Source organism: Pseudomonas sp. SCA2728.1_7, assembly GCF_018138145.1.
In the GTDB taxonomy this organism is placed as follows: Bacteria; Pseudomonadota; Gammaproteobacteria; order Pseudomonadales; family Pseudomonadaceae; genus Aquipseudomonas; species Aquipseudomonas koreensis_A.
On the sequence record NZ_CP073104.1, the window covers coordinates 2,764,003 to 2,787,763 of the forward strand.

General features: G+C 58.5%; 30 protein-coding genes. 1 reads left to right on the plus strand and 29 read right to left on the minus strand.

Annotated features, from left to right (window positions below):
• Window positions 1-94: 94 nt before the first annotated feature.
• The 29 genes from KBP52_RS12395 to KBP52_RS12535 all read right to left on the minus strand — a co-directional run bounded on the left by KBP52_RS12395 (window position 95) and on the right by KBP52_RS12535 (window position 20,840).
• Window positions 95-391 carry a phage tail assembly protein gene (locus KBP52_RS12395; RefSeq protein ID WP_007908778.1) on the minus strand — a complete coding sequence of 99 codons (297 nt, stop codon included), beginning with the start codon at window positions 389-391 and terminating at the stop codon, window positions 95-97.
• A complete protein-coding gene (locus KBP52_RS12400; RefSeq protein WP_007908779.1) occupies window positions 388-735 on the minus strand; it encodes a phage tail tube protein in 348 nt (115 codons plus the stop codon). The genes KBP52_RS12395 and KBP52_RS12400 overlap by 4 nt, the downstream gene beginning before the upstream one ends.
• A 67-nt stretch (window positions 736-802) precedes the next feature.
• A complete protein-coding gene (locus tag KBP52_RS12405) occupies window positions 803-2,299 on the minus strand; it encodes a phage tail sheath subtilisin-like domain-containing protein (RefSeq protein WP_212622859.1) in 1,497 nt (498 codons plus the stop codon).
• Window positions 2,299-2,478: a DUF2635 domain-containing protein gene (locus KBP52_RS12410; protein WP_034154909.1), complete on the minus strand. Its 180-nt coding sequence runs from the start codon at window positions 2,476-2,478 to the stop codon at window positions 2,299-2,301. The genes KBP52_RS12405 and KBP52_RS12410 overlap by 1 nt, the downstream gene beginning before the upstream one ends.
• Window positions 2,475-3,059 carry a hypothetical protein gene (locus KBP52_RS12415; protein WP_212622860.1) on the minus strand — a complete coding sequence of 195 codons (585 nt, stop codon included), beginning with the start codon at window positions 3,057-3,059 and terminating at the stop codon, window positions 2,475-2,477. The genes KBP52_RS12410 and KBP52_RS12415 overlap by 4 nt, the downstream gene beginning before the upstream one ends.
• Window positions 3,060-3,209: 150 nt before the next feature.
• On the minus strand, window positions 3,210-4,235 hold the full coding sequence (locus KBP52_RS12420) for a phage late control D family protein (protein WP_123594866.1): 1,026 nt from the start codon (window positions 4,233-4,235) through the stop codon (window positions 3,210-3,212).
• 9 nt (window positions 4,236-4,244) lie between these two features.
• Complete coding sequence (locus tag KBP52_RS12425) at window positions 4,245-4,457, minus strand: tail protein X (protein ID WP_064393145.1); 213 nt, start codon at window positions 4,455-4,457, stop codon at window positions 4,245-4,247.
• Complete coding sequence (locus KBP52_RS12430; RefSeq protein ID WP_116254554.1) at window positions 4,450-4,833, minus strand: phage tail protein; 384 nt, start codon at window positions 4,831-4,833, stop codon at window positions 4,450-4,452. Before KBP52_RS12430 ends, KBP52_RS12425 begins: the two co-directional genes overlap by 8 nt.
• On the minus strand, window positions 4,833-7,094 hold the full coding sequence (locus tag KBP52_RS12435; RefSeq protein WP_212622861.1) for a phage tail tape measure protein: 2,262 nt from the start codon (window positions 7,092-7,094) through the stop codon (window positions 4,833-4,835). The genes KBP52_RS12430 and KBP52_RS12435 overlap by 1 nt, the downstream gene beginning before the upstream one ends.
• 129 nt (window positions 7,095-7,223) lie before the next feature.
• Window positions 7,224-7,805 (minus strand): phage tail assembly protein, encoded by a 582-nt coding sequence (locus tag KBP52_RS12440; protein WP_212622862.1) that lies wholly within the window; start codon window positions 7,803-7,805, stop codon window positions 7,224-7,226.
• 158 nt (window positions 7,806-7,963) lie between these two features.
• Window positions 7,964-8,470: a phage major tail tube protein gene (locus KBP52_RS12445; RefSeq protein WP_016985055.1), complete on the minus strand. Its 507-nt coding sequence runs from the start codon at window positions 8,468-8,470 to the stop codon at window positions 7,964-7,966.
• The gene (locus KBP52_RS12450; RefSeq protein ID WP_212622863.1) at window positions 8,470-9,636 is read right to left on the minus strand and encodes a phage tail protein; all 1,167 of its coding nucleotides are present in this window, start codon (window positions 9,634-9,636) and stop codon (window positions 8,470-8,472) included. The genes KBP52_RS12445 and KBP52_RS12450 overlap by 1 nt, the downstream gene beginning before the upstream one ends.
• 2 nt (window positions 9,637-9,638) lie before the next feature.
• Entirely contained in the window at window positions 9,639-9,824 is a 186-nt protein-coding gene (locus tag KBP52_RS12455; protein WP_007908808.1) for a hypothetical protein, read from the minus strand.
• 84 nt (window positions 9,825-9,908) lie between these two features.
• A complete protein-coding gene (locus KBP52_RS12460; RefSeq protein ID WP_077571342.1) occupies window positions 9,909-10,331 on the minus strand; it encodes a phage tail protein in 423 nt (140 codons plus the stop codon).
• Window positions 10,332-10,449: 118 nt separating this feature from the next.
• A complete protein-coding gene (locus KBP52_RS12465; protein WP_240049773.1) occupies window positions 10,450-10,974 on the minus strand; it encodes a DUF4376 domain-containing protein in 525 nt (174 codons plus the stop codon).
• 15 nt (window positions 10,975-10,989) lie between these two features.
• Window positions 10,990-12,945 carry a phage tail protein gene (locus KBP52_RS30535; protein WP_249122272.1) on the minus strand — a complete coding sequence of 652 codons (1,956 nt, stop codon included), beginning with the start codon at window positions 12,943-12,945 and terminating at the stop codon, window positions 10,990-10,992.
• A complete protein-coding gene (locus KBP52_RS12475) occupies window positions 12,946-13,581 on the minus strand; it encodes a phage tail protein I (protein WP_137217532.1) in 636 nt (211 codons plus the stop codon).
• On the minus strand, window positions 13,578-14,573 hold the full coding sequence (locus KBP52_RS12480; protein WP_212622864.1) for a baseplate J/gp47 family protein: 996 nt from the start codon (window positions 14,571-14,573) through the stop codon (window positions 13,578-13,580). The genes KBP52_RS12475 and KBP52_RS12480 overlap by 4 nt, the downstream gene beginning before the upstream one ends.
• Window positions 14,570-14,902: a phage baseplate protein gene (locus tag KBP52_RS12485; RefSeq protein ID WP_007908814.1), complete on the minus strand. Its 333-nt coding sequence runs from the start codon at window positions 14,900-14,902 to the stop codon at window positions 14,570-14,572. Before KBP52_RS12485 ends, KBP52_RS12480 begins: the two co-directional genes overlap by 4 nt.
• 14 nt (window positions 14,903-14,916) lie before the next feature.
• Complete coding sequence (locus KBP52_RS12490) at window positions 14,917-15,525, minus strand: phage baseplate assembly protein V (protein ID WP_077571339.1); 609 nt, start codon at window positions 15,523-15,525, stop codon at window positions 14,917-14,919.
• 2 nt (window positions 15,526-15,527) lie between these two features.
• On the minus strand, window positions 15,528-16,049 hold the full coding sequence (locus KBP52_RS12495; RefSeq protein WP_137217529.1) for a hypothetical protein: 522 nt from the start codon (window positions 16,047-16,049) through the stop codon (window positions 15,528-15,530).
• 70 nt (window positions 16,050-16,119) lie between these two features.
• Entirely contained in the window at window positions 16,120-16,458 is a 339-nt protein-coding gene (locus KBP52_RS12500) for a phage holin family protein (protein ID WP_077571337.1), read from the minus strand.
• Window positions 16,459-16,590: 132 nt separating this feature from the next.
• Entirely contained in the window at window positions 16,591-17,019 is a 429-nt protein-coding gene (locus KBP52_RS12505; RefSeq protein ID WP_137217528.1) for a tail fiber assembly protein, read from the minus strand.
• 524 nt (window positions 17,020-17,543) lie between these two features.
• Complete coding sequence (locus KBP52_RS12510; RefSeq protein ID WP_007908821.1) at window positions 17,544-18,278, minus strand: XRE family transcriptional regulator; 735 nt, start codon at window positions 18,276-18,278, stop codon at window positions 17,544-17,546.
• A 138-nt stretch (window positions 18,279-18,416) separates the two neighbouring features.
• Window positions 18,417-18,599: a hypothetical protein gene (locus KBP52_RS12515; RefSeq protein WP_077571335.1), complete on the minus strand. Its 183-nt coding sequence runs from the start codon at window positions 18,597-18,599 to the stop codon at window positions 18,417-18,419.
• Between the two features lie 90 nt (window positions 18,600-18,689).
• Window positions 18,690-19,070 (minus strand): DUF1090 family protein, encoded by a 381-nt coding sequence (locus tag KBP52_RS12520; protein WP_212622865.1) that lies wholly within the window; start codon window positions 19,068-19,070, stop codon window positions 18,690-18,692.
• Window positions 19,070-19,426 (minus strand): hypothetical protein, encoded by a 357-nt coding sequence (locus KBP52_RS12525; protein WP_212622866.1) that lies wholly within the window; start codon window positions 19,424-19,426, stop codon window positions 19,070-19,072. Before KBP52_RS12525 ends, KBP52_RS12520 begins: the two co-directional genes overlap by 1 nt.
• A 197-nt stretch (window positions 19,427-19,623) precedes the next feature.
• Window positions 19,624-20,115, minus strand: a complete 492-nt coding sequence (locus KBP52_RS12530) for a hypothetical protein (protein WP_123594879.1) — start codon at window positions 20,113-20,115, stop codon at window positions 19,624-19,626.
• Window positions 20,082-20,840 (minus strand): DNA-binding protein, encoded by a 759-nt coding sequence (locus tag KBP52_RS12535; protein WP_212622867.1) that lies wholly within the window; start codon window positions 20,838-20,840, stop codon window positions 20,082-20,084. Before KBP52_RS12535 ends, KBP52_RS12530 begins: the two co-directional genes overlap by 34 nt.
• Before the next feature lie 251 nt (window positions 20,841-21,091).
• Here KBP52_RS12535 and mutS point away from each other — a divergent pair, with 251 nt between their 5' ends.
• Window positions 21,092-23,662: a DNA mismatch repair protein MutS gene (mutS, locus tag KBP52_RS12540; RefSeq protein WP_176091696.1), complete on the plus strand. Its 2,571-nt coding sequence runs from the start codon at window positions 21,092-21,094 to the stop codon at window positions 23,660-23,662.
• Window positions 23,663-23,761: the final 99 nt, after the last annotated feature.

The window sequence follows — 23,761 nt, forward strand, 5'->3', positions numbered from 1 at the left end:
TGCTCCAGCGATTCGCGGAGCACATCCAGTGGCCTGGCCATCATCTGTTCGGGGTCAACCTTCCAGAACCAGGCCAGGTCATAGGCGACGGCAATCAGGTCGGTGATGGCGCCGACGCCGCACTCATGAAAAAACTCGCAACGGCCCAGCTCAGCGCATTGAGGTCAGCCAGATCCAACTGGTTGACCGACGACGGCGGAATGCCGGCGCACACGGCGATGTATTTGGCCGCCACGTCCATGTCGAGGCTGACTTCTTCGCTCTTGTCGATCTTGTACGGCAGCGCCTTGATCGCTCGCACTTCCTGCACCGTCGGACGGCGCAGGACGAGTTCGGTCAGGGGCTCGCCGTGAGCTTCGATCGCAACCTGAAGCTTCACGGCGCCGCTCATTGCCAGGTCCCCTTTATGCCTTCGAATTTCAGTTCGATGGTGGCGTCATCGCCTTTGGAGACTGGCTCTTCGACCAGGTAGGCACCGGCCAGCACGTAGACTTTGCCGTTGCTGAATTCGCAGGTGACGGTGATGTCGGTGCCTTCGATCAGCTTCTTCAGCGGGAAGTCGGCGGTGTGCAGCGCGGTCACTTTGAACGACGGCGCGATGTCGGTTTCCTTGTAGAAGCCAGGTACGACGGTTTCGCGTTTGACCGCCATCAGCGGGGCTTCGCAGCCGCCATTGATGGTCAGTTGTGCGCCGTCGACTTTGACGTAGCAGGTACCTGCAATCAGTTGACCCATGGTGTTACTCCCTTGCATAAAAAAGCCCACGCGAGGTGGGCTGAAAACGTGCCGTCAAACGCGCGGATCAAGCCGCGTCGTCGTACTGCAGACGGAATTGGTTGAGCAGCGCGAACACGCGCAGACCGTTGATGTAATCCGGCGGGAACAGCACGTTCACGCGGCTCGGGTCCTGCACGTCGCGCTCGACGATCAGGTGCTCGGCGAACAGCTCGGCGTTCTCGACGTGGCCTTCCAGTTCGAGCTTGGCGTACTGCGCGATCAGCTCGCCGCGAATGGTCGCCGGCGTCACGATCGGTTGGCCGGCGCCGAAACGGGTGCCGTCGGAGGCCAGTTTGTGCCGACCGTATTTGCTGGTAATCACACTCTGCAGACGACGCACGATGAACGCCGACTGGTGCATGGTTTCGCTGTCCAGGTAGGAGTTGTCGGCCTGACCAAAAGCGTTCTTCTGGTAGGTGGTGATCGAACGCTGGATGCGCACGTAACCGCCCTCGTAGTACGCGGTGGCGATGCCGTAGTTGAGCAGCGACTGACGCTCGGTCAGCGTGAAGCGCTCGCTGGCCGGCGCCGGATCGACACCCGGCAGGCTGCCGCTCTGGGTTGGACGACTGGCGTCGGCGGAAATGAACACCGCGGTGCGCGCAGCCAGTGCCGCGGCTTGTACCCAGAATGGTTGCGGAACGCCCGGCTCCAGCGCCTGAATGGTCATGTGCTGGTCATTGCGTGCCTGACCTGCAGCGACCAGCGTACCGACGGTGCCGCGTTTGGCGCTGTAGACGTGACCAAACAGCTGTTTGGCCCACGACCAGCGACCGCTGCTGTCATCCATGACCGCTTGCCAGGTGTTGAGCGTCGACAGATCGGACCATGGCAGTGCGATGAATTCGAACGGCTCGTCGCCCAGTGCGGCGATGGCTTCCACTTGATCCGGCACACCGGCGCCGCCAGTCATGGCAGTGATGGCAGTGGTCAGGCCGGCCGGGGTGTCTTCGCCGTTGCTCTTGCCCAGGTGATTGAATTGCAGGCTGATGTCGTTACCGCTGTCGCCAGTCCATTTGGCGCTCAGGGTGACCACACCTTCGGCAGCAGCAGCGCTCACCGGCAGGTCGGCGGTGGCGTTGATTTTCTGCGCCAGGGCGGTGGCCGCCTGTGCAGCTGTGGCACCGTTGACCACAGTGGCTTGCACACGCACGCCGCCGACATACAGATTGAGCACGCCAGCCTGGGTCGCGGTGCCGGTCAGGGTCAGCACGCCTTTGGCGATCGCGCCTTCGGTGTTGTGCAGCGGCAGGCACCAGATCTCACCGATCGGGTCAGCCTTGCGGAAGGTCTCGTACATCGAGGCGAGCATCGAGCCCTGACCACCGATGCTCTTGGCCAGCGCAACGCTGGAGACCAACACCAGTTTGCCGACTTCGGTCGGGGCAATGTTGTCGTTGACCTGAGCGACGATCAAACGACGCAGGGTCGAACTCGCGCTATTGGCGGCCGAGTTGTCCATTTCGGCATAGAACAGCGGTACACGAATGTCCGCGGGGATGTTGCTGAATCCGATCGCCATTATTTGGCTCCCTTTTGTTTGGCTGGTGCGGTTTTGAGGGTGATATCGCCGTCGGCCAGACGTCGGCGCCACCAGGCGCTGTCCAGCACTTCACGGCCTTCCAGCGGCAGCAGATCGCCGGCCTCCGGGTCAGGTACGACGCGGCCGGCGGCCGGCAGTACGGTGATGCGATTGCTCATGGGGTTACGTCTCCAGAGAAAGTCATTTCCACGCGCCCATCGGGGCCCGGGCGTTTCAGGTTGGGGTCGGCCGGGTCGATCGCATCGACCCGCACGGTGGCCCCGGTAAAGGACGACAAACCGTCCAGTTCGCGTTCGTGCCAACTCTCCGCAGGCTGACTCGGCAGATTGCGGCCAAGCTGGAACTCGGCAAAAAAGCGCAGCCGGTAGAACACGCGGCTGCTGTTGATCGAGACCATTTCGCCGCCGTCGTAAACGATGGCGCTGTAGGTGGAATCAGGTTTGAAACCAACCAGCGCGCGCCACAACTCGGCACGCAGGTCGTGCAACAGATCCAGCGCTTTTGTAGCGTCGGTAGCGTCAAGCACCAGGACGATTTCGAAGCGGTCGCGGATTGGTTGGGTGGTGAGGTTTTGGGTGGTGCTGTTGCTGGCCAGATCGGCAATTGGCAGCACGTAGGCCGAGGGTGTTGGCAGATCCGGGTTGCCTTGTAGCAGCGCCAGATCGACACCCACCGAAATGTGATTGGCCAGGCTCGGGCATTGCCCACGCAGCTGCGTGAGGATCGGGGTGATCTTCATGGGGGTGTTCCAAATAGTGGGAGTTACCGCAGGACTCATGTAGGAGTGAGCCTGCTCGCGATAGCGGACTTACAGTCAGAATCGATGGTGACTGACACACCGCAATCGCGAGCAGGCTCACTCCTACAAGGGATTGGTGGTGTTGAGAGATCAGTCTTCAGCCTTTGGATCGAGGCCGCTGGCATCGATCAGGCAGCGATAGCTGTTCTCGCGATTACCGCTGGCGGTGACCTTGTCGATCGACCAGCGTCCGCGCATGAAGTCCGGCCAGGTGTCATCGAGCAGCACCAGGCCTTCAGCGGCCAGTCGCGGATCGCCCGGGCAGGTGATCTTCACCTTGAACTTTTGCCGGAGCATTTTGCGCACTTCGCCCTCGCCGACGGCGATGGCATCCGCTTCGTTGGGTTGCTTCTGGCGGATGGTCTTGAACGGCGCAAGTCCCGTTTCGACCCAGTGCAAAACGCCTGTAACAGCATCGACAAAACAGGTCTTGCAGCCCTTGGCCTGTTCGCGGGCGGCCTCTTCCAGCGTGGCGCTGATGAAGGCGTGATCGCCGGGACGATTGTCGTGGGTGACCGACAACGTCACATCCTGCAGTTTCTGCCCCGAGATGGATTTGATCTGCCCGGGCCGCGCCAGCACATACGCATCGCCATAAGGTTTGGCGACCAGGTTGTACTTCTTTGCCAACCGCGTCAGAAAGCCCATGTCAGTTTCATTGGACTGGTCGACGTGGGCGATCTTGATCATCGACACGTCCGCAGCGACACGCGATGAAAATCCGTGCTGCGACACCAGTTGGCTAAACAATTGACCGAGCGTCGTCGGTCCATGACTGGCAGTGCGGCGCTGCTTGAAGCCGGTCTCGTCATCCTTGCTGAACGGCGCGGCAGTGGCCACCAGGGTCAGGCGAAACGGAAACAGCGTCGGCGTCAGGCGAGTGACTTTGAACTGGCCCTTGTCGACCATCTCTTCCATTTCCAGATAACCCACCAGCAGGCCGATTTTCCCACCGAGGTTCGGCAGCCCTTCGAGGCCTTCCAGATCAATGGTCAGGGTCAGTTGATCCGACTCGATACCGGCGGCATCAATGTGTTCCCAACTGATCAGCCGCTGGTTGAGCAAATCCGCGTTTGCGCCATAAATCTGCACGACCGGGGTAAAACCCAGTGCCATACAACCTCCTTAATCCCAGGCCGTGAGCGCTTTGATCGCGGCGGGTTTGCTGTCGAGTTCAGGCAGCACGACCCAGATGCCAGCGGGCAGAACCGGGCCGTGTTCGGCCAGGGTCGGATTGAGTTTCCACAGGGCTTCCTCAGCGGCATCGTCGCTGCGCCCGGTTTCGCGGTAGAGCAGCAGATTCACCGAATCACCGGCCACGCTTCGAACCTTACGCATTATTGAACTCCGCCAATTCGATAACCCAATCGACGACCATCGCCGTGCCGTCATCGATGATCTGGGTCTGGGTTTCCTGAACGTTGTTGATCCGCCATAGACCCCAGTTGCGACCAATCCCGTCGATCAACGGCAGCGGTATTCGCAGCGCCTGCAAGGCGCGCAGTTCATCCAGCCGATCCATGGCCACGGCGTACATCGACTTACCGGTGATGGTCAGGGTTTCCGGTTTCTGTCCGGTCTGGCTGGATTTCGGTTTGCTGGTGAGAATCTGTATTTCCGTCCAGCCGCCATCGGACTTGCGCAACAGCGAGTGGTACGCAAATTGGCGCGAGAGGCCGAAGATGAAACTGCCTAATGCCATTTGTTGTTTCATCAGGCGGCTCCATCGGTCAGGGCTGCGTCACGGCGGGTGGCGAGGGGGTTGGTACTCATTGAGGTCATGAACTGACCATTGAAATGGTTTTGCATGACTTGCGAGATCACTGCGCCCACCTTTTCCGAGCTGGCTATTTCGCTGCCGCTGATCTGAATCGACGGCGCATAGGTGATCTGCTGGTTTTGCGTCTGAGCGTTGCTCAGGTCCTTGGCCACTTGCGAGGGAGGCGCGAGTTTGTCCTCGGCAGGCTTGCCCCATTGTTCACCGACGTAAGAACCGAGCATTGCGCCCACAGTCCCACCGATGAATGTCCCAATACCGGGCGCAATGAACGTACCGATCGTGGCGCCAATGGCAGTGCCGGCCAGCTCGCCGGCGGCACCTTTGACCGCTTGGTCATCGCCTTCGCGCCAACCTTTCAGTCCGGTATAGGCCGCGTGCGCAATGGCCAGTGGCGCGCCCAGTTTTACCGCCGGCAGCGCTTGGGCGATTTTGGGCATGACCTTGGCGCCGACGCTTTCGACCAAGGGCATAAGCTTGGCAACTGGCCCTTTGATTCGGGATGTCATCTCGCTGTTGCCCAGGCCATCGGCGAACAGTTTGAAACCCATTTTGATGTCATCGAACAGAGGCGCGACCTTAGCCGTGAGCCCCCCCAAACGACTGCCCCCACTGGCGCGCGGAACTGTCGTGCGCAACGCTGTTCTGGCCTGCGGGCGTCGACCCGATCGACGACCCGATCGTTTGTTTTTTCGCCCGCCATCAGAGACATCGTCACCGACGATGGCATCAGCAATATCGGGGGGAAGTCGCGTCGTCGCCAGACGCAACAGCTTCGCAGAAACGGTGTCGAGGACTGAAGTAACGCCGGTTTTCAGCGCCCCTCCCACAAAAGGAAGAGCAGCGGCACCAAGCAGAACCAACCCTGCAGTAAGCGCCGGGAAAGCCTCCGCCGCAGTACTCACGCCTTTGGCCAGCACGGTGAGCACCACTGCGGCACCATCGGCCAACGGCGCCAGTGCGGTGCCGAATGCCGTGGTCAGCCGGGTCAGACTCGCATCGAGCGCATTCCAACGCCCTTGCGACGTATTGCCAAACGCCTCGGCGGATTTCGCGGCGGCACCCGAATCGGCGCCAAGTTCCGACGTCGCGTATTGGCGCTTGTCGGCCACTTGGGAGAATGCGTTTTTTACATCCTCTGGTTTCTTCAGCAGCTCAAGAACTCTGACGTCGTTTTCGCCAAACAGCGTCTTCGTCAGTGCTGCCCGTTCTTGCAGCGGTTGTTTATTGAGTGCAGCAAGCACCGAGTTGATGGCAGCGGGAGCGTCCTTGCGCATCTCTCCTGCCAACGATTCGGGATTCAACCCTAACTGGCTCAGAGCCGTACGTTGCTCCGTCGATGCATCTGCGCCCTTCGCCAGCACCGAAGTAATGCCCTTCAACGCGGCGCTGGCGCCCTCCTTGTCCGCGCCACTGTTAAGCAGTGCAGCCGCCAACGCGGCCACCTGTTCCGGGGTCATGCCGGCAGTGATTGCGGTCTCGCCGGAGCGTTGCACGACCGAACCGATGTCGGCGGCCTTGGCATCCAGGCCACTGTTTCCGAGATAGCTCGTCGCATCGGCCAGATCCTGGCTCTGATAGCGATCGAGCTTCAGCGACGAACGCCAGGCCGCCAACATCTCGCCAGCCGTTTTGACGTCCATCCTGAAGGCCGATGCGTTGATCGCGGCATCACGGGAGAACCACTTCAGCTCGTTCGCCCGTTGGTCACCCTTGGCTCCATCGGCAATACCGGATCGTGCTCCGGCGACTTGAACTTGCAATAGGTCAGCGTTGGTTGCCCCACTGGCCGCCACCTGTTTCTCGCTGGCGAGTTCCAGCGTGCTCTGTGAATGCGTTTGCAGTTGGTCGTTGCTCATCTTGAGCAACTGATTGAGTTCAACCAGCGCAGTCTCGTTGACCATCGCCGGCTGCATCAGTATCGGCGGCGGACGCTGCTCGATCTCGGCGTTGAGTTTTGACTTTGGTTCGCTCGTGGCGGGGGCGGCGGCGCCAGCCTTGAACAACGACTGCTGGCTGACCAGTAGCTCGCGCAGCTTGACCTGCTCCTGAGTCAGCAAACGAATATCCACGCTTGCCAAGGCCAGTGTCAGGTTCAAATCCTGCAGCGGTTTTCCGAGGTTGTCGGGCAGTGTTAATCCGCCCGTTGTATTGCCTCTCTCACCGGCGTATGTGAGCGCATATCTGTTCTCTGCCATTGCCGCTCTACTCCTGTTTCACGCCAAGGCGAGTGATCGCTATGTCGTAGCGGCGCAACGCCTTTTCGGCGTCCCATTCGAGAATTTCCGCTTCACTTACCGGGTAAATGAGCGGGACGATATCGAGGATTACTTCGATGTCGCGTTCCGAAAGTAGGCCGCCGGCTGGTTTAAAAAATCGTCGATGCGCACCTGCAATTGCGTCCAGTCCGGGACGCTCATCAGGGCCAGATCGGGAATCATCAGACCGGTGCAGTGGGCAGTGATGAACTCGGCGCGTTCCTTGGCCGTTTTCAGTTTCTTCATCACTTTGGTCGCGCGCAGCACGGGCATTTCCAGGCTCAGCGAAGTCACGGTGCGGCCGGTCACGGCGAGCGGTTGCAGCAGTTGCACTTCGTCGGGATCGTCGGACTTTTGCGCGTCTTTGACCTGCTCCAGAAAGTACGACGCCGGGCGTGTCGACATCTCGTGCACGTACTGGGCGATGCTCACGTAGTCCGGGCGCTTGAGCTGGTCGAGTTCCTTGACCGACAGGCCAGTGGCGAGCAGCGCCAATTCGAAGAACTGATCGTCTTCGTCATCGCCGGCGCGTTCCAGCGCTTCTTTTTGCTCGGCGTAGAACAGCGGTTTGAGCTGGATTGTTTCGATCTGCGAACCGTCGTCGCCGGTGATCGGCGATAGCAGGTCATGCTGGGGTGGCATCCACGACATGTATGAATTCCTTGGTGATTCTTTTTTAGGGGGTATCGCTATTCCCTTGTAGGAGTGAGCCTGCTCGCGATAGCGGTCTTTCAAGCACATTGATGTTGCATGTGCTGACCTCACCGCGAGCAGGCTCACTCCTACAGGGTTTTGTGTTGTGCCGAGGGTTACGGCATCAGCACCGCACGCCGGGCATCACCGAGGATGTCGACGCCGTTGAGCACGAATTTCTGGGTGCGCACGTCGATGTCGATCACCGGTACGCCGTTTTCCAGGCGGTTGTAGGTGCGACAGGACAGCTCGAGATTGGTCTTGGGTTTTTCACCCATTTTCACCGCGGTTTCTTCGAGGGACTTCAGCTTGCCGCCAACGGTGTGGTAGGTGAACCAGGTATTGCCGTCCTGGTCCTGACCGGCTTCACGCACGTTCAGCAGGATGTCGTCGCCCAGCTTCACACCCAGTGCCAGCATGACTTCGGCGCCGAGACCTTGCAGGGTCAGCTTGGCGTTAAGCGCTTTGCCGCCCTTGGCCATTTCCTCGACGATGAAGCGCCCGCCACGCATTTCTTCCACATCGAATTCGATCTTCGGCGGAGTGAATTCTTCAACGGTCGCCGACAGCGGCAGACCTTGCAGGGTGGCCGCGATGGCCTGTCTTACGCGGTTGGTAAACATTAGAGAACGTCCTCCAGGAACTGCTCGATGATTTCATCGCGGGCGTTGAGTTGATAAACCATGTGTTCGTTCGGCGCGTAGCGGCCGTAGTCGATGACCACGTACCAGGTACCGTTCTTGTACTTCTCGACGCTGTTCAGTTCCGGGTGCAGGTAGACGCTGCCGCCGGGAATGGTTTCGTCGGCGACCAGGGTTTGCAGCCAGTCGTTGATGCGCTTGACCTCTTGGTCCATGAAGGATTTGGTGAGGTTCTTGGCCATGGCCTTCTGGCCGGCCTTGACCAGCTTGCGGCTGATCGCATCTTCGAGGCCGACGTAGCTGATGAACTTGCCGGTGATCGAGCGGTTACCCAGCAGCGAGAAACCGCCGAGCACGGTGCGGGCGTAGTAGCTGACGCCGTAGCGGTTGAGCAGATCGCCTTCGGTGGAGGTGTCGAGGATGTTGTATTCAACGACTCGCGAAACGTCCTCGGCGTAGGTCACCTGGTTGCCCGGGCTCTCCCACTGCTTGACCTTGGCCAGCGCGGCAATCGCCAGGCTGGAAGGCGACAGGAAGACGTTTTTCTTCGCCGCTTTCGAGTACACCGCAGGCATGTTGTGCACCACCAGGCAACGGTCGAAACCGAGGTCGGCGCCGCCCAGCTCCTGGCTGTACAGCACCTGATCGGCGACCGAAGCGTCCTTGCCGTCCAGCACCACACGGGCCTTGATGCGCTTGCCAAACGAGGCGAACTCGCTGGCCACCGCTTTGGTGCCGGTGAAGCCCGGCGCGCCGATGATGGTCAGGTCTTCCGGGACACTGCCCAGCGCGGCCAGACCGAGCTTGCGGCCGGTCAGTGGATCAACACCGCCGATCACATTGTTGACGGTGTCGGCCGGAGTCGCGCCCGCTTCGACGATGACCACGTAGACCGGCACCTTGACCACTTTGAGGATCTGGTAAACCGCGTGATACAGGGTGCCCTCTTCCAAACCGGTCGGATCGAGCAGTGCATGGGTGGTGAAGCTGTTGATGCGGAACGGCGCGTTGCGCGGAATCAGCGGATCGGCTTTCGGCGCGGTGCCGACCAGACCGATGACGTTGTCACCCAGTCCACCCATGGCCTCGGGGGATTCGGTGGCATTGACGGTAATGCCGTTGTGCTCGAAGTTCAGAACCTCAGCCATATTCAGTCAGCCTTCTTGGCAGCGGCCTTTTTGGCCTGGGTGGTAGGGGTTTTCAGTTCCAGTCGACCGGCGAAGTGCAAGGCACTGGCCTCGACGTCGAGCAGATCGAGGTCTTGACCGATGCTCGACCAGTGCCCACCGCCGGTGGGGAATGGGACGAGCACGGTGTAGGTTTGGCGGGTTGCCATTTTTCGTTTCTCCATAAACGGGAAAGCCCCTCTTGGGGAGGGGCTTGGGCGGACAAGAAAACGCCCCGACGGTGCGGGGCGTTTTTATTCGGGCAGGCTAGCGAGCCACTCCGGCGCAGCCGGGCGGTGTTCGCTCAAGGGCAACTCACCGCCGACCGGCCAGATGCGCAGCACGTGGCGATAGTTCTGCAACTCGATGTATTGCGCCGGGGTCAGCTGGGTTGGCCAACGGTCCACCTCGTCACGGTGCCGGTTGACCACGGGATCAGTGAGTGCGATCTGCTGTTTGCGCCAGTAGCGCTCAATGCTCTCAAGTTCCGCAGGCGTTGGCCCCGGCGGATCAACCAGCACCGGGTAGTTGTCATCATTCATGACGATAATCTTGCCGGTAGACCGCCCGTTCACTAACTCAAGCCAGTACTCACGCGAGATTTCAACTGCATCGCCTGGAATTTCTGCATGGATGGCTGGATCGTAAAAACCGCCGGTGGAGGGTGCGTAAAACATAGGTTCTTCCTTGTGTGATAAGTAACGACTCTAAAACCAACCGCCTGGGTGGCCAGATATGGAAACGCCCCACGGTGTGGGGCGTTTATTGAAGCGCAGTGATCAGTGCGGGCAGTGCCTAGGCCGGCCAACCTACAGCGAGCATTTCATCTTTATAGGTTCCAGCCTCAAAAGCCTGGAGCAGATCAAGTTCGCGATCAAAGCAGGCCTGAACGTGTGCCCGGACAGCCTTGGCGATGGCAATGATTTGTTCGGCGCCGATCTCGACGAAGCCGTCGAGGGTCTTGAAGTTGCAGCGGTAATCAGGATCAAATATGGCTGAGAGGCCGGTGCTGGCGATCAGAGCCTGACTGTCGCGGGTTGTTTCGATATTCAAAGCTTCAACGAATATCGCTGACGTTTCGTGTCGAAAACGTTCAGCAGCAAACAGTGCTGGATAATTCGGCTCAATCTTCGGAAAAGGCGACTTGACCACTTCGCCGTCGACCAACCGCCACACACCGTCTGTCTCGTTGATCGTTCTCAGGAAGAGCTCATCGCTGATCTCAACTGCACCTCCAGGAACATTTTTTCCATGTATTGCGGAGTCGTAACGACCCGAGAGGTTTTGCTGTTCATCAAATACAACCAGTTTTACGCTCACAATAAATCCTCAGGCTTACCAGCCAATAGCGACCCAATAGAACGCTTCTGCCACTCGCGTTCCGGAAAGGAAAGCACCCGCACTAAAACCTGCCTTACCCGGCCCATCAGTCCGAAGCATGACATTTGTATCTCTAGTACCGCCGCCACCGATATAAGCGGTCCCATTGAGGGATACCAACCTCGTCGGAAATGTCATCGGGAACAGGACAGCCAGGTCTGCGGTTGCCGTGGTAGTGGTGGTGCCCCATTGAATAATCAATCCACTCGGGAGCTGCTGGTAGCCGTTCGGTGACAACGACGCCGAAAATTCATTGGAGTACTTCAGCGAAGAAACGCCTTCTTCGACGACGTAATAGTTGTCGCCGCACGTTACAACAGCGTTAGAGCCACTCTGGATCGTGATGCTATTGAGCGCCTTGCCAAGGGCAGAAATACTGTCGTTACCTTGACGATTTACAGTGACGTCACCTGTTCCGATATTGATGATGTAGAACTTGGACCCGACCGGGCTGGCGAGCCGTGAAGGCAGTGTCAGAGCTCCCGGCCCGGTGACGACAATCCTGCGCCCGGCCATTGCCGGAGTCAGTGAAGCTGGAAGAGTATCGATGTTTGTCTGGCCGCTGAAATTCCCCAACGCGCGCTGGACGAACTCTGTGGTGGCGAACGTCTTGCCATTCTCAAATTGTGGTGCGGTTACCCAATGCGGGCCGGACATGATCGGAGAATACTTCAATGCTCCGTCGCCGCCCTCCATCGTCCAGCCCGTGCCATTACTCAAACGCCGAAACGCCGAAACAGTCGATTGCGGCTGAGTAAAGGGGCCAATAGCGCCATTGATAGCAATCAACGTCTGTCCGGCCTTGGCTTTGAACGTAGCTCCATTCAGGCCAGCCAGAACAGTAACGATCGATCCTTGAGGAACGGCACCAGCGTCGGGAAGTGTGATTGTTGAAGCGGATCCACCAGGTGAAACCAGCTTCCCGACATCGCTCACCGCCAAATCAATGCTGCCCGGATAAGTCACCAGATCCGCATAACTACCCAACGCCCGCTGCACAAACTCGGTGGTTGCCAACAATTTGCTATTGTTGAATTGCACCGGAGTGGGCGCTGTCGGACTGTCTAGGAGTGCCGGTGATTTCAGTGGGGCAAAGCCAACGGTAATGTTCTGGAACATCAGCGCCGTGGTGCCGAGCGCAATCGCTCCATCAGTGACCAATTGCCAGATCGTGTCGGACTGGGTTGTGCCCTGCTCGACGGAAACCGTCAGGCCAGAAGTCACTTTCAAGTTGCTGTCAGCATCTTTTGCACGAATCCAGACGTCGTTAGCAACTACGTAGATACCGTTGTCTTTTGCCAAGGTCTGGTTCTTCACCAACACCCTGTCACCGGCAATCACCGCGACACCATCAATAGTTTGCGCAGCGGTCAGAATAATGTTGGTCGTCGTCGCAACACGTACCGATTGTTTGGCATCCAGCTTCGCAAGTTCATCCGCCACGTACCCCGTGACCCACGCACGCGTCGCCTTAACCACCGTGTCATCAATCAACAACGTCACCAGCGACGCATTACTGGTCTCGAAAATCGAGCGAATATAGAACTCTTTACCCGAACCCGACGTCGCCAGCACCGGTTTGAACGACTCCGGATATTTGATGATGGCGTAAAGAATCCCGGTATCAGTCCAAAGCCCCGCTTCACGCACATACCAGCCACCGACATCCGGCGGAATGGTCACTTCGGCGAGCAGCCAGCTCGGATTCTTCTCGTCCTGGAACAGCGCATTGAGCGGCCCGCGCCAGACTTCGCGTTTCAGCGCGGTGGCGGTTGCGGCCGGGTTGTAGACCCCGCCCTCGCCGCCGTCACCGACGGAAATCTGCGTCAACTTGATCGGCGTGCCCGCGGCCTTGCACGCCGTTTCGTAGGCAATCCCTGCGTTGGTGAGCAGGGTGTAATAGTCAGCCATTCAGGCCCCCTGAGGATAAATAGTGGATGTTTCGACGGTGTACATGCCGGCGGCCATGAACGCCTCTCCCGAGGTTTCCAGCCCTTCGATGAACACCGGATAAACCGTGGTCAGTTCGCCGCAAAACGTCGCGGCGGCGATGACGTGATTGCCGAAAGCGCTCAAGCCAACGGAGACCGTCAGCACATCGCGCTCGCTCTTGGCATCAGCCAGGCGCCGGTCGAGACGGGCGTCGATTTCTTCGCTGTAGGGTTGGTCGCTGAAGGCGCGTACGGAAAAGCTGTACGGCGCACCGGGCGGTGTCTGTTCGTACCAGGCGCGGATCTCGGGTCTTAACTGCAAACCCTTGGCAGCGTTTTCCAACGCCTTGCGAGTGCCGGCCTGGCGCGCAGTGGGCCAGGCCAGTTCGACGGTCAGGCGCTTTTCTGCCTCCGGCGCGGCGGTGCTCCACTCGGCAACACCGCGATCCGCTGCCAGATACGGCAGAAAGGCGATCGGTGTTTCGCTCGGGTTCATCAGTTCCGGAAACGGCGGCGCGATGCGATCAAGCAGTGCGCCGAAACCCAGATCCAGTCCACGTTCGAGTGCCGAGCTGTTCGCAGGCAACAACGTCGGGCGCTGAGTTTTTTCACTCATAGCGTCAGCACCTCAACCTCGACCGCCGTGCAGTACGGCGCTTGAAACGCCGTGGTCACGATTGGCGCCAGCGGTTCGAGAATCTGTAGTTGCACGGCGCCGGCGCTGTGCAGCGTGTAGTCGATCCAGCTCGGATCGACCCGGCCTTCGAGGCGATGGCAACTGTCGGCGTAGGCCTGCAATTGTTGTTGTGCGGCGACTTTGGTCAGGCCCGAATCAGGGCCGGAATTGATCTTCGCGACCACGCGGATCTTGTAGCGCTGAATGTCGGCGGCCTTGACGGTGACGAGGTCAGTTTCCGGTCGTACATCCGGTCGTGCAAAGTGCTGACGAACGCCTTCAAGCAATGCCTGGGAAGGCGTGCCATCGCCGTCGCGGGACAGCACAGTGACTTGCACTTCGCCCGGCGCAGTGCGTCGACCGTTGCCATCCTTGACCTGCGCGGCGAGACCATCGGGGTTGAAGGTGTAGGTGACATTCACCACACCGGCATCGGTGGATTCGACTTGCACCGTCGGACGCTCGCCAAGGGTGAAAACTTCGCGGCGATACTGCATGCGCGAGCCCGCCGCCGGAGCGTGTGGCGCCAGGTAATAACGCAAGCGGGCGTCGTCGTCGCTTTCATAAATCGCCGGCACCGGCGGAAATGCTGCCGGGTCGCCCGCATCCAGTAACTGCCGCTCCAGGCCCATGTCCGCCAGCCGTGCATCAAGGTTGCTGCCCGTCGCCCACCACGCCAGCATCTGTTTGATGCGAGCGTTGTATTTGCGCTCGTGGGTTTGCAGGCGCACGCAGAAAGCCTCAAGCGCCAGGGTCAGCAATTCGCTTTCGTTGTCCAGGCTGGTCTTGAGTTTTGCGGCACTGTCCGGCGAACGCGCCCCGACGTATTCGACGACGAAAGTCTTGAACTCGGCGAGCAAGTCTTCGAAGGCTTCAACGGTGATCAGCGCGGGTTCGGCCAATTGGTTCTGGCCGGGGATCAACATGCTCATGTCACGACCTCGAATGTCTGTTGACGGTTTTTCCAGGTGCCGGCGAAGCGCAGCAGCAGACCGGCGCCCTGGCGGCTGGCGACGATCACTTGTGGCTGAAAATCGCTGATCCCGTTCTGCGCGTTGTAGAACGCTTGCGCCGCGTGGCTCTGCGCCAGAAGCAGGACGTCGTCACCGAGGTTCTGCCCCAGCAGCGAGGGGATCAACGAGCCATACAGGGGCCTTTTTTGCCGGGTGCCGAGCGGCGTAGTCAGGGCCCGTGTCGCGCGCTGCACAAATTGCAGCCAGTCGTCGACCGTGGCCCCGCTGTCTCTATCGATTCCGATCATGGAAAGCTCTTGAATCAGGGGCTGATGACGCGGCCCTGGTGATCGACCAATGGGCCGCTGAAGTGCACGCCAGAAGTGTCGATGGTCAGGCCGACGGCACCGAGTTGCAGGGTGATGATTTGTGGTGTCATCGCTAACCGGGCCGGGCCGATGCTCAGCTCCAGCGATTCGCGTGAACCGCTGAAGGCTGCCGGGCCGTTTTGCCAGTGCAGAGTGTGGCTGGCATCGTCGTAGCCGCTTTCGCTGCCGTCCTTATGCACTCGACGGGTCAGCGTCGGCACCGCGGAGGCTGGTGGAAAGCGGTCACTGTTCAAGCCGAACAACGCCACACTCTGTGCGCCGCTTTCGCCGCTGCCGTAGTTGAACAGCAGACACTGCTCACCCACCGTCGGAATCCGCGATTCGCTTTGCGCGCCGGCGCTGGGGTTGAAAAACTTGATCGCTGGCGTGAGCAATCCGCCGTGGCTGACCTGACAGGTGTTGCTCGCGGCGTCGACGGTCTGGCAAATGCCGATGCGGCAAAAGCTTTCGGCGCGGCGGTGCAGGTCGTCGATTTCCGCTTCCATTTCGGCCAGACGTTCGATGATCGGCCCCAGCTGCATGCGCAGTAATGCGTCGAACATGGTCAGGCCTCCAGCGCGGTGTACTGGTCGGGATCGTCAATGTTGCTGACTTCCCAAGTGCGAGCGAATTTCGGCGTGCCCAGCGGGTCGTCAAGCAAGGTCGGGCCGAGGTAGAGGGTCTGATCGAACGTCAGTGTCCAGGTCTTGTATGGCTGGTCGGCACGGACCAGCAGCGACGGCAAACCATCAATGTTGATCGGCAGATCGCATTGATCGGCGGGCAGGTCCCAGCGGTTGTCGGTGATCAGGTTTTTCAGCACAGCAATCAGATCGCATGCTGCAAATGCGCTGGCGGAAAGGGCCGGGATGACTTGCAGGGACAACGTCATGACATGCGCAATTCGCCCGTCAGCGGCACGCACTCCCGCCCCGTTTCGATCGAAGTCGATCAACACCCAGGCCTGATCGCCCGGTGCAGCGAAATCGTCATGACTACCGACATTGAGGTTGAATCCGGCGGTGTTGCGCAGCGTCGTCGCAATGGCGGTGAACAGTTGCGACGGCTGCTGGATCGGTGTGGGCATACATGACCTCCTTTTCATTCGTCCACGCGCAGCCCTGCCGCCAACATGGCGGCACGGAGAAATACCAGGTTCAAGGTTGGTCGCGAGGTGGTACTTCGCAGACGCCAATGCGCTTGGCGGCCCAGCGTTCATACAGACCGATAGCCACGTCGGCTCCGGCCATTGCGGTGAGGCAGCCGAAGGCGCCAGCGGCCCAGATCGACATGCCAGCGGCATACAGCAGCATGATCGCCGACACGCCGCAGATCATGCAGGCGCCGGAGCGCAGGGCCAGACGGCGCAGCAGCGGCCAGCCACGTGCGCCCTCCTTGTCGGCGCGCCACATTTCGCCGGACACCCCGCCGACAACGGCAAGGAGGATGACCAGCCAGATCGGCATGTCTGCCAACGCTTGTTGCTCGTTTGTCATGTCACGCCTCCGTAGATGATTGATGAGTGATGTGTGTTCGGTTCAAGCGATGTCTCTTCAGGTAGGCATTCCAAAAAGCCCGGCAGTCTCCGGGCTTTTCAGTAATGCGGCCCGGAAAACCGCACAGCTGATTTAAACGAAAGGGAAAGGGATCGTTGGCCAAGTGATGGTGTACGGGAAATCAGGTTGATTTTTGTATTCGCTCACGGCGACAACGTATTGCTTGAAAGCCAGTAACGCTGCTTCTTCAGCAGGCGTTGCGACGCCCAGATCCACCTTGTAATCAAATGGATTGAGCAGCAGCCATTTTTGCGTGTCTGCCAGCAACAGGGTCGCAATCTCTCGGCCTTCACGTACTAGCTGGTCATAGGTAGGCGCGGCAAACTCCCAATGATCACCGACCCTGAAAGCACTCCATCCGACCTGGACTGTCGTGTTACCCGTGACATCCACCCATTCTCCCAACACAGTATCTGGAGGGTTTACTGGCATCGTTTCATCGGTATCCAGAATTTGATAAACCTTCAGGTTGTACAGTGCGATAAAAACGTATCGATTCATGCAGTTCTCCTTTTTAGATTTACAACACCTGGCGGTTGGCGGCTCGAGCAGATCGAAGCCAGGCAGGCATTCCAAAAAGCCCGGCAGTCCGCCGGGCTTTTCAGTAATGCGCTCCTTCGCCTTCCTTCAAATCCTGTGTTCAAGAAGGAAGCTGACTGTTCGGCGCTACTGGCGCGGTACGAGTCCATTCAAATTGTTTTTCCGACCGCGGTCCCTGCCCGCCGGATAACTGCTTCTGGTGCTTTACGCTGCACACCCGGGTCAGTTGCCAACCCTCTGAACCGTTGAGGCCGGTTCATCGCTGCCTGTTCTTGTGGAACTAAAGAGCTTTCTTGCCAGCCGCTTTGTCGAGCGGCTTGGTGGCAATAATATGCATGTATGCATATCCAGTCAATGCGCAAATGCATTTATTTATGCATTAGAAATGCGTAGGTGCATGGAAGCCCCGCAGTTCAAGGGTTTGGCGGTTTCATCAAGGCGAAAAAAAACCCGCCAAAGGACGGGTTTATCTGGAGAAGGTCTGGTTAGCGGGCGTACATGCCCCACCAGAAGACGTGACCGAGGATGACGATCTGCTCTTCCTGGATTTCCTGGAAGCTGTAGTCCTCGTCCGGGTGTTCATCGCGATTGAAGCTGCGCAGACGAATGCCGGTGGGCAAGCGGTAAAGCTGCTTCACGCGTAACTGGCCGTTGTGATTGATCGCGTACAGGTCGCCATCGATGATGTCGCCGATGCCGCACTTGCCCGCGTTGACGCCGACAGTGGCGCCATCACGCAACACTGGCAACATACTGTTGCCACGTACTGTCACGCATTTGGCCTGGTCGAACTGCACACCGTTATGGCGCAGGCTACGCTTGCCGAAGCGCAGGCTAGAGCGCTCGCTCTCTTCGATGACGAATCTTCCTGATCCAGCAGCCAATTCAACCTCGCGAAGGAACGGCACCGATACTTCGTCATCATCGACAGGCGTATCGTCGTCCCACAGCATTATGTCCTTGAGTTCCGCGTGTACATCATCACGCGCGGCACCGGCCGATGGCGCGACATCCGCGCGCCCGCGCAACTGATCGGTGCTCACGGCGAAGTACTCGGCGATCTTCGAGATGTGTTTATCCGAGGGATCGACGATCTTCCCGCTGAGAATCCGCGAGAGTGTGGATTGGGGCACGCCGGTGCGACGGTGGAGCTCCGTGGGGGAGATCCCGTGCTGGTCGAGCAGTGCTCTTAAGACGGAGGCTACGTTGCGTTTTTGCATAACGCGCATAGTGCTTGAAGTTATTCGTTAAGACAAATGCTGATTTGCATAATTAACGCATAAATATGAAACCAGATGCAAAATGATATTGCAAAGCCATCATTTTGCATCGAATAACGGCCCGGTTCCAACGTGCGGTCAGCCTTTGACGCGACGCGCGGCAGCATTGGCTTTTTTAAGTCGATCGGTTCTGGCCTTTCTGTCGTAATCGTCCTTGGCGCCCATGATTCCCCCGGCAGCGTGCACCCAGTCAGTGGCGGTGCAGCCAGAGATCAGCACAGCAGAAGTAATGACTGAAGCAAAGATAAGGATATTTTTCATATTCGGTTCCCCGGTGTCACTGATGAGCCTGTTGAATTACAGAGTTGAAAAAAGAAAACCTGCTGCGGCGTGTTCGCCGTGGTTGACCCTTTACTCATCCATGAGCTTTTGCAGTTTTGTCTGAGCTCGTTCGAGCCTGGCTTCCTGTTTCTTGATGACTTTCACATCGCCGTACTGACGCGCGGCCTCCAGATAGTTCTGTCTGCGTCGCACTTCGGCTTCGGCCTTTTGGATGGAGCTAGAACGGTCATCTTGCGCGGAGGGTTCTTGGCAATAACGCTCGACATTGGCCAGCGCCCGCTCCAGACCGGACTTGCGATATACATTGTCCGTCTTATCGGCGCGCTCAATTTGCAACACAAGTTCAGCGCGGCGCTGCGCGCAACTTTCCCGCGAGTCAGCCCTTGAACTATCGATGATCAAAACGCTGCCAATCAGCAGGGACAGATTCCACAACAGACTTGATCTCATCAGACAAACCCCAGATAGTTGTTTTCTCCAGCGCGCCTATGAAAGTAGCTCACACGAGACCATGCTTCGCAACTACCTAACGTTTCTCTTATACCAAGAAGTGCTGCCTTCAGCATTTCGCAACAACGAACTCTACACATCGGGAAGTGTTCGACCATCCACGCCACTGGTACGTAAACATGATCGAAACACAGCAAAACAGGAGTGCGATCAAACAATGTGGAAATACTCACATCCTTTTCTTTTCCGGCAATAACCGCCGGCACAAACACAATACCTTCCCGGTTTATTGCAATTGATCGCTTCCAGGCGGGAGACTTGGCCCCATTAGCACTGCGCACGCAAAACCAGAGCATTTATAACGTTCCTCAACAGCCTAAACATCATCATGTTATTCAAGGCAAGCAAACAGCCGCCTGCGTTGACTCTCCGGCAGTCGCAGGCGCTGTTGGCTTGACTCGAATCACATTAACAATGCAGGAGCGTCGAGGCCTTACTGGCGTCTTACTCAATCTTACTTAGTCGCCCGAGGCCTTACAGCCCGGGGGTCTCGCTAACGCGGGACGTGGCAGACGCCGTTGATCAGGTTATTGATGTTGTAGTAGTACTCGGTATCGGAGAAGTAATTGAACGTCACCATACCGCCTTGAAAACCTCTTTCCATGAACGGAAGTTCATCGCCGGCGGTGTCCGCATCAAACTTTACAATCGAACGCGTCTTGAACAGAAACCTGGAAGTATCCAGATGGGTTAAGGCAATCTCGAACTTGCGATCATAGGTATAGACTTTGCCTTCAGGTGTTTTAACGACGTAGTGCACATAGAGAGCGCCTTCCGTTGGGTCGATGGTCATTTCTCCAACGCCATGCCAACGAACTTTGTGATCCTGCGTATGGACAAAGTCTATGGATGCAAAACAGGGTGCGCGTGGAATATCGCGATTGATCAAATAAAAATGCTTTATGACCAGAGCACCGAAGATGAATACAGACAACGCGGCAATCACTACGATTATTTTTTTCCAACGAGTTGGTAGTTCACGCATATGGCCTCCCCCTTGCTTTCCGGCTTGATGCACTTGACCAGTAACTGGGAGAGCGGTTTTCGCACATAGTAGTTAATATCGGACAATACAATAGGTGGTTCGAACTCACTGAGCGCTTGGACAATATCCTCTTTGGACATCCTTTCACTTTCTTCTACATACAACTTCGCCTCGCCCTCTTGCCAGATGAGCTTCCACTCTTCCAGATCGGCTGGTTTTTTAAACACCAGATAAGCGTAAAAGACCGGAAGAGCAATTGCCGGCACCAGGATTGCCGGCAAAAGGAAGCGCCAGTAATGACTGAATGGCTTTTTCACCGTAGGAGCGTCGACGATGAAGGGTTCAGCATCATTTACCAGCGCTGGCGGCGACTCAGAGGCTTGAGTCTGCGCGCTGAGCAACCGGATTTCACACAACAGCACCACGCCACGGCGTGGCAAAGTCTTGAGACTGTCCCGCGGCAAACCAACCTCAGCGAAATGCGCGCGGAGCATGTGCAGGGTCTTGTAATAACTGCTGTCGGAAATCACCAGGCCGCGTTCCCCCCAGACTCGGGAGATAAGCTGTTCCTTGTCGGTCACGCCGGCTATCAGCGCCAGCAGCAGGTCACTTTCATTGCTGCCCAGCACCGCTGCCTGCCGCGCCCGGCTGAGGGTCATTTTTTCCGCATCGTAGTAACAATCGCTCGCTGATGCTCCTGAACCGATGCCCTCTGACTGTTCCAAGCTGCGCCCTCAACTGATCTGCAATCCTCGAATTCCGATCATTCGATAGCTTTTCGGCACTATAGGACACAATGCCAACCCGAGCGGCCGCGCGTTGCTGCATCCACCTCAAAAAAACTTCATACTCAGCCCCACTGAATCAACCCACGGGCCGCATCGCTGGCAAACACTCGCCATTTCGTAGATGCAAACGACCCCGTTTTTGCCTTGTCACTTTTTCCGGTAAAGCTAAACCCCTGATGAATAAAGCTATTTCAGACCTGTCCTCCCACACCCCAATGATGCAGCAGTACTGGCGACTGAAGAATCAGCATCCAGATCAGCTGATGTTCTACCGCATGGGCGACTTCTACGAGATCTTCTACGAAGACGCGAAGAAGGCGGCCAAGTTGCTCGACATCACCCTGACCGCGCGCGGACAGTCGGCGGGGCAGGCGATTCCGATGTGTGGCATTCCTTACCACGCAGCGGAAGGCTATCTGGCGAAACTGGTGAAGCTTGGCGAATCGGTGGTGATCTGCGAGCAAGTCGGCGACCCAGCGACCAGCAAAGGCCCGGTGGAGCGTCAGGTCGTGCGGATCCTCACGCCGGGGACGGTCAGTGACGAGGCGCTGCTCGACGAGCGCCGCGACAACCTGATCGCTGCACTGCTGGGTGACGAGCGTCTGTTCGGCCTTGCCGTGCTGGACATCACCAGCGGCAGTTTCAGCGTGTCGGAAATCAAAGGCTGGGAGAACCTGCTGGCGGAACTGGAGCGGATCAATCCGGTTGAATTGCTGATCCCGGATGACTGGCCAAGGGATCTGCCAGCGGAAAAACGCCGTGGCGTCAGTCGTCGCGCACCGTGGGATTTCGAGCGTGATTCAGCACTGAAAAGCCTTTGCCAGCAGTTCTCTACCCAAGACCTGAAGGGCTTTGGCTGCGAGAACCTCACCCTGGCCATCGGCGCTGCCGGTTGCCTGTTGGCCTACGCCAAGGAAACCCAGCGCACCGCCCTGCCCCACCTGCGCAGCCTGCGCCACGAACGTCTGGATGACACCGTGGTGCTGGACGGTGCGAGCCGTCGCAACCTTGAACTCGACACCAACCTGGCCGGTGGTCGCGACAACACCCTGCAATCGGTGGTCGATCGCTGCCAGACCGCCATGGGCAGCCGTTTGCTGACTCGCTGGCTGAATCGCCCGTTGCGCGATCTGACGGTATTGCTGGCGCGCCAGACTTCGATCACTTGCCTGCTCGATCGCTACCGCTTCGAAAAGCTGCAGCCGCAGCTCAAGGAAATCGGCGACATCGAGCGGATTCTTGCGCGGATCGGCCTGCGCAACGCGCGTCCTCGTGACTTGGCGCGCCTGCGTGACGCCCTTGGCGCACTGCCTGAACTGCAAGTGGCAATGACCGATCTGGAAGCGCCGCACCTGCAAGGTCTGGCGACCATCACCAGCACCTACCCGGAACTGGCGGCGTTGCTGGATAAAGCCATCATCGACAACCCGCCGGCGGTGATCCGTGACGGCGGCGTGTTGAAAACCGGTTACGACAGCGAGCTCGACGAGCTGCAATCGCTGAGCGAAAACGCCGGCCAATTCCTTATCGACCTGGAAGCACGCGAGAAGGCCCGTACCGGCCTGAGCCACCTGAAAGTCGGCTACAACCGCATTCACGGCTACTTCATCGAGTTGCCGAGCAAGCAGGCCGAATCCGCCCCGGCGGATTACATCCGTCGCCAGACGCTGAAAGGTGCCGAGCGTTTCATCACGCCTGAACTGAAAGAGTTCGAAGACAAGGCGCTATCGGCCAAGAGCCGTGCTCTAGCCCGCGAGAAGATGCTCTACGAAGCGCTGCTGGAAGATCTGATCAGCCAGTTGCCACCGTTGCAGGACACCGCCGGCGCGCTGGCGGAACTGGACGTGTTGAGCAACCTCGCCGAGCGTGCGCTGAACCTCGACCTGAACTGCCCGCGCTTCGTCAGCGAGCCGTGCATGCGCATCACCCAGGGTCGTCACCCGGTGGTCGAGCAGGTGCTGACCACGCCGTTCGTGGCCAACGACCTGAGCCTGGACGACAACACGCGCATGTTGGTGATCACCGGCCCGAACATGGGCGGTAAATCCACCTACATGCGTCAAACCGCATTGATCGTGCTGCTGGCGCATATCGGCAGCTTCGTACCGGCGGCCAGTTGCGAACTGTCGCTGGTCGACCGCATCTTCACCCGCATCGGCTCCAGTGATGACCTGGCCGGTGGTCGTTCGACCTTCATGGTCGAAATGAGCGAAACCGCGAACATCCTGCACAACGCCACCGAGCGCAGCCTGGTGTTGATGGACGAAGTCGGTCGCGGCACCAGCACCTTCGACGGTCTGTCGCTGGCATGGGCGGCGGCCGAGCGTCTGGCTCATTTGCGCGCCTATACGCTGTTCGCTACGCACTACTTCGAACTGACTGTGTTGCCGGAAGCCGAGCCACTGGTGGCCAACGTCCACCTCAACGCCACCGAGCACAACGAACGCATCGTGTTCCTGCACCACGTGCTGCCTGGCCCTGCCAGCCAAAGCTATGGCCTGGCAGTGGCGCAATTGGCCGGTGTGCCGAGCGAAGTGATCGTGCGTGCCCGCGAGCACTTGAGCCGACTGGAAGAAACCGCTTTGCCGCATGAAGCGCCGAAACCGGTCGCCAAGGGCAAACCGGCGACGCCACAGCAAAGCGACATGTTCGCCAGCCTGCCGCATCCGGTACTCGATGAGCTGGCTAAACTGGATCTGGATGACCTGACCCCGCGCCGTGCACTCGAAATGCTCTATGCATTGAAGAACCGGATATAAGCACTGAAGAAGCGGATATAACGCAAACGGCTTCAAGCTGTTAGAATCTCGCGCGGTTTGGGATGCTGCTGGCTAATAGCCTGGCCAGCAGGTATCGCT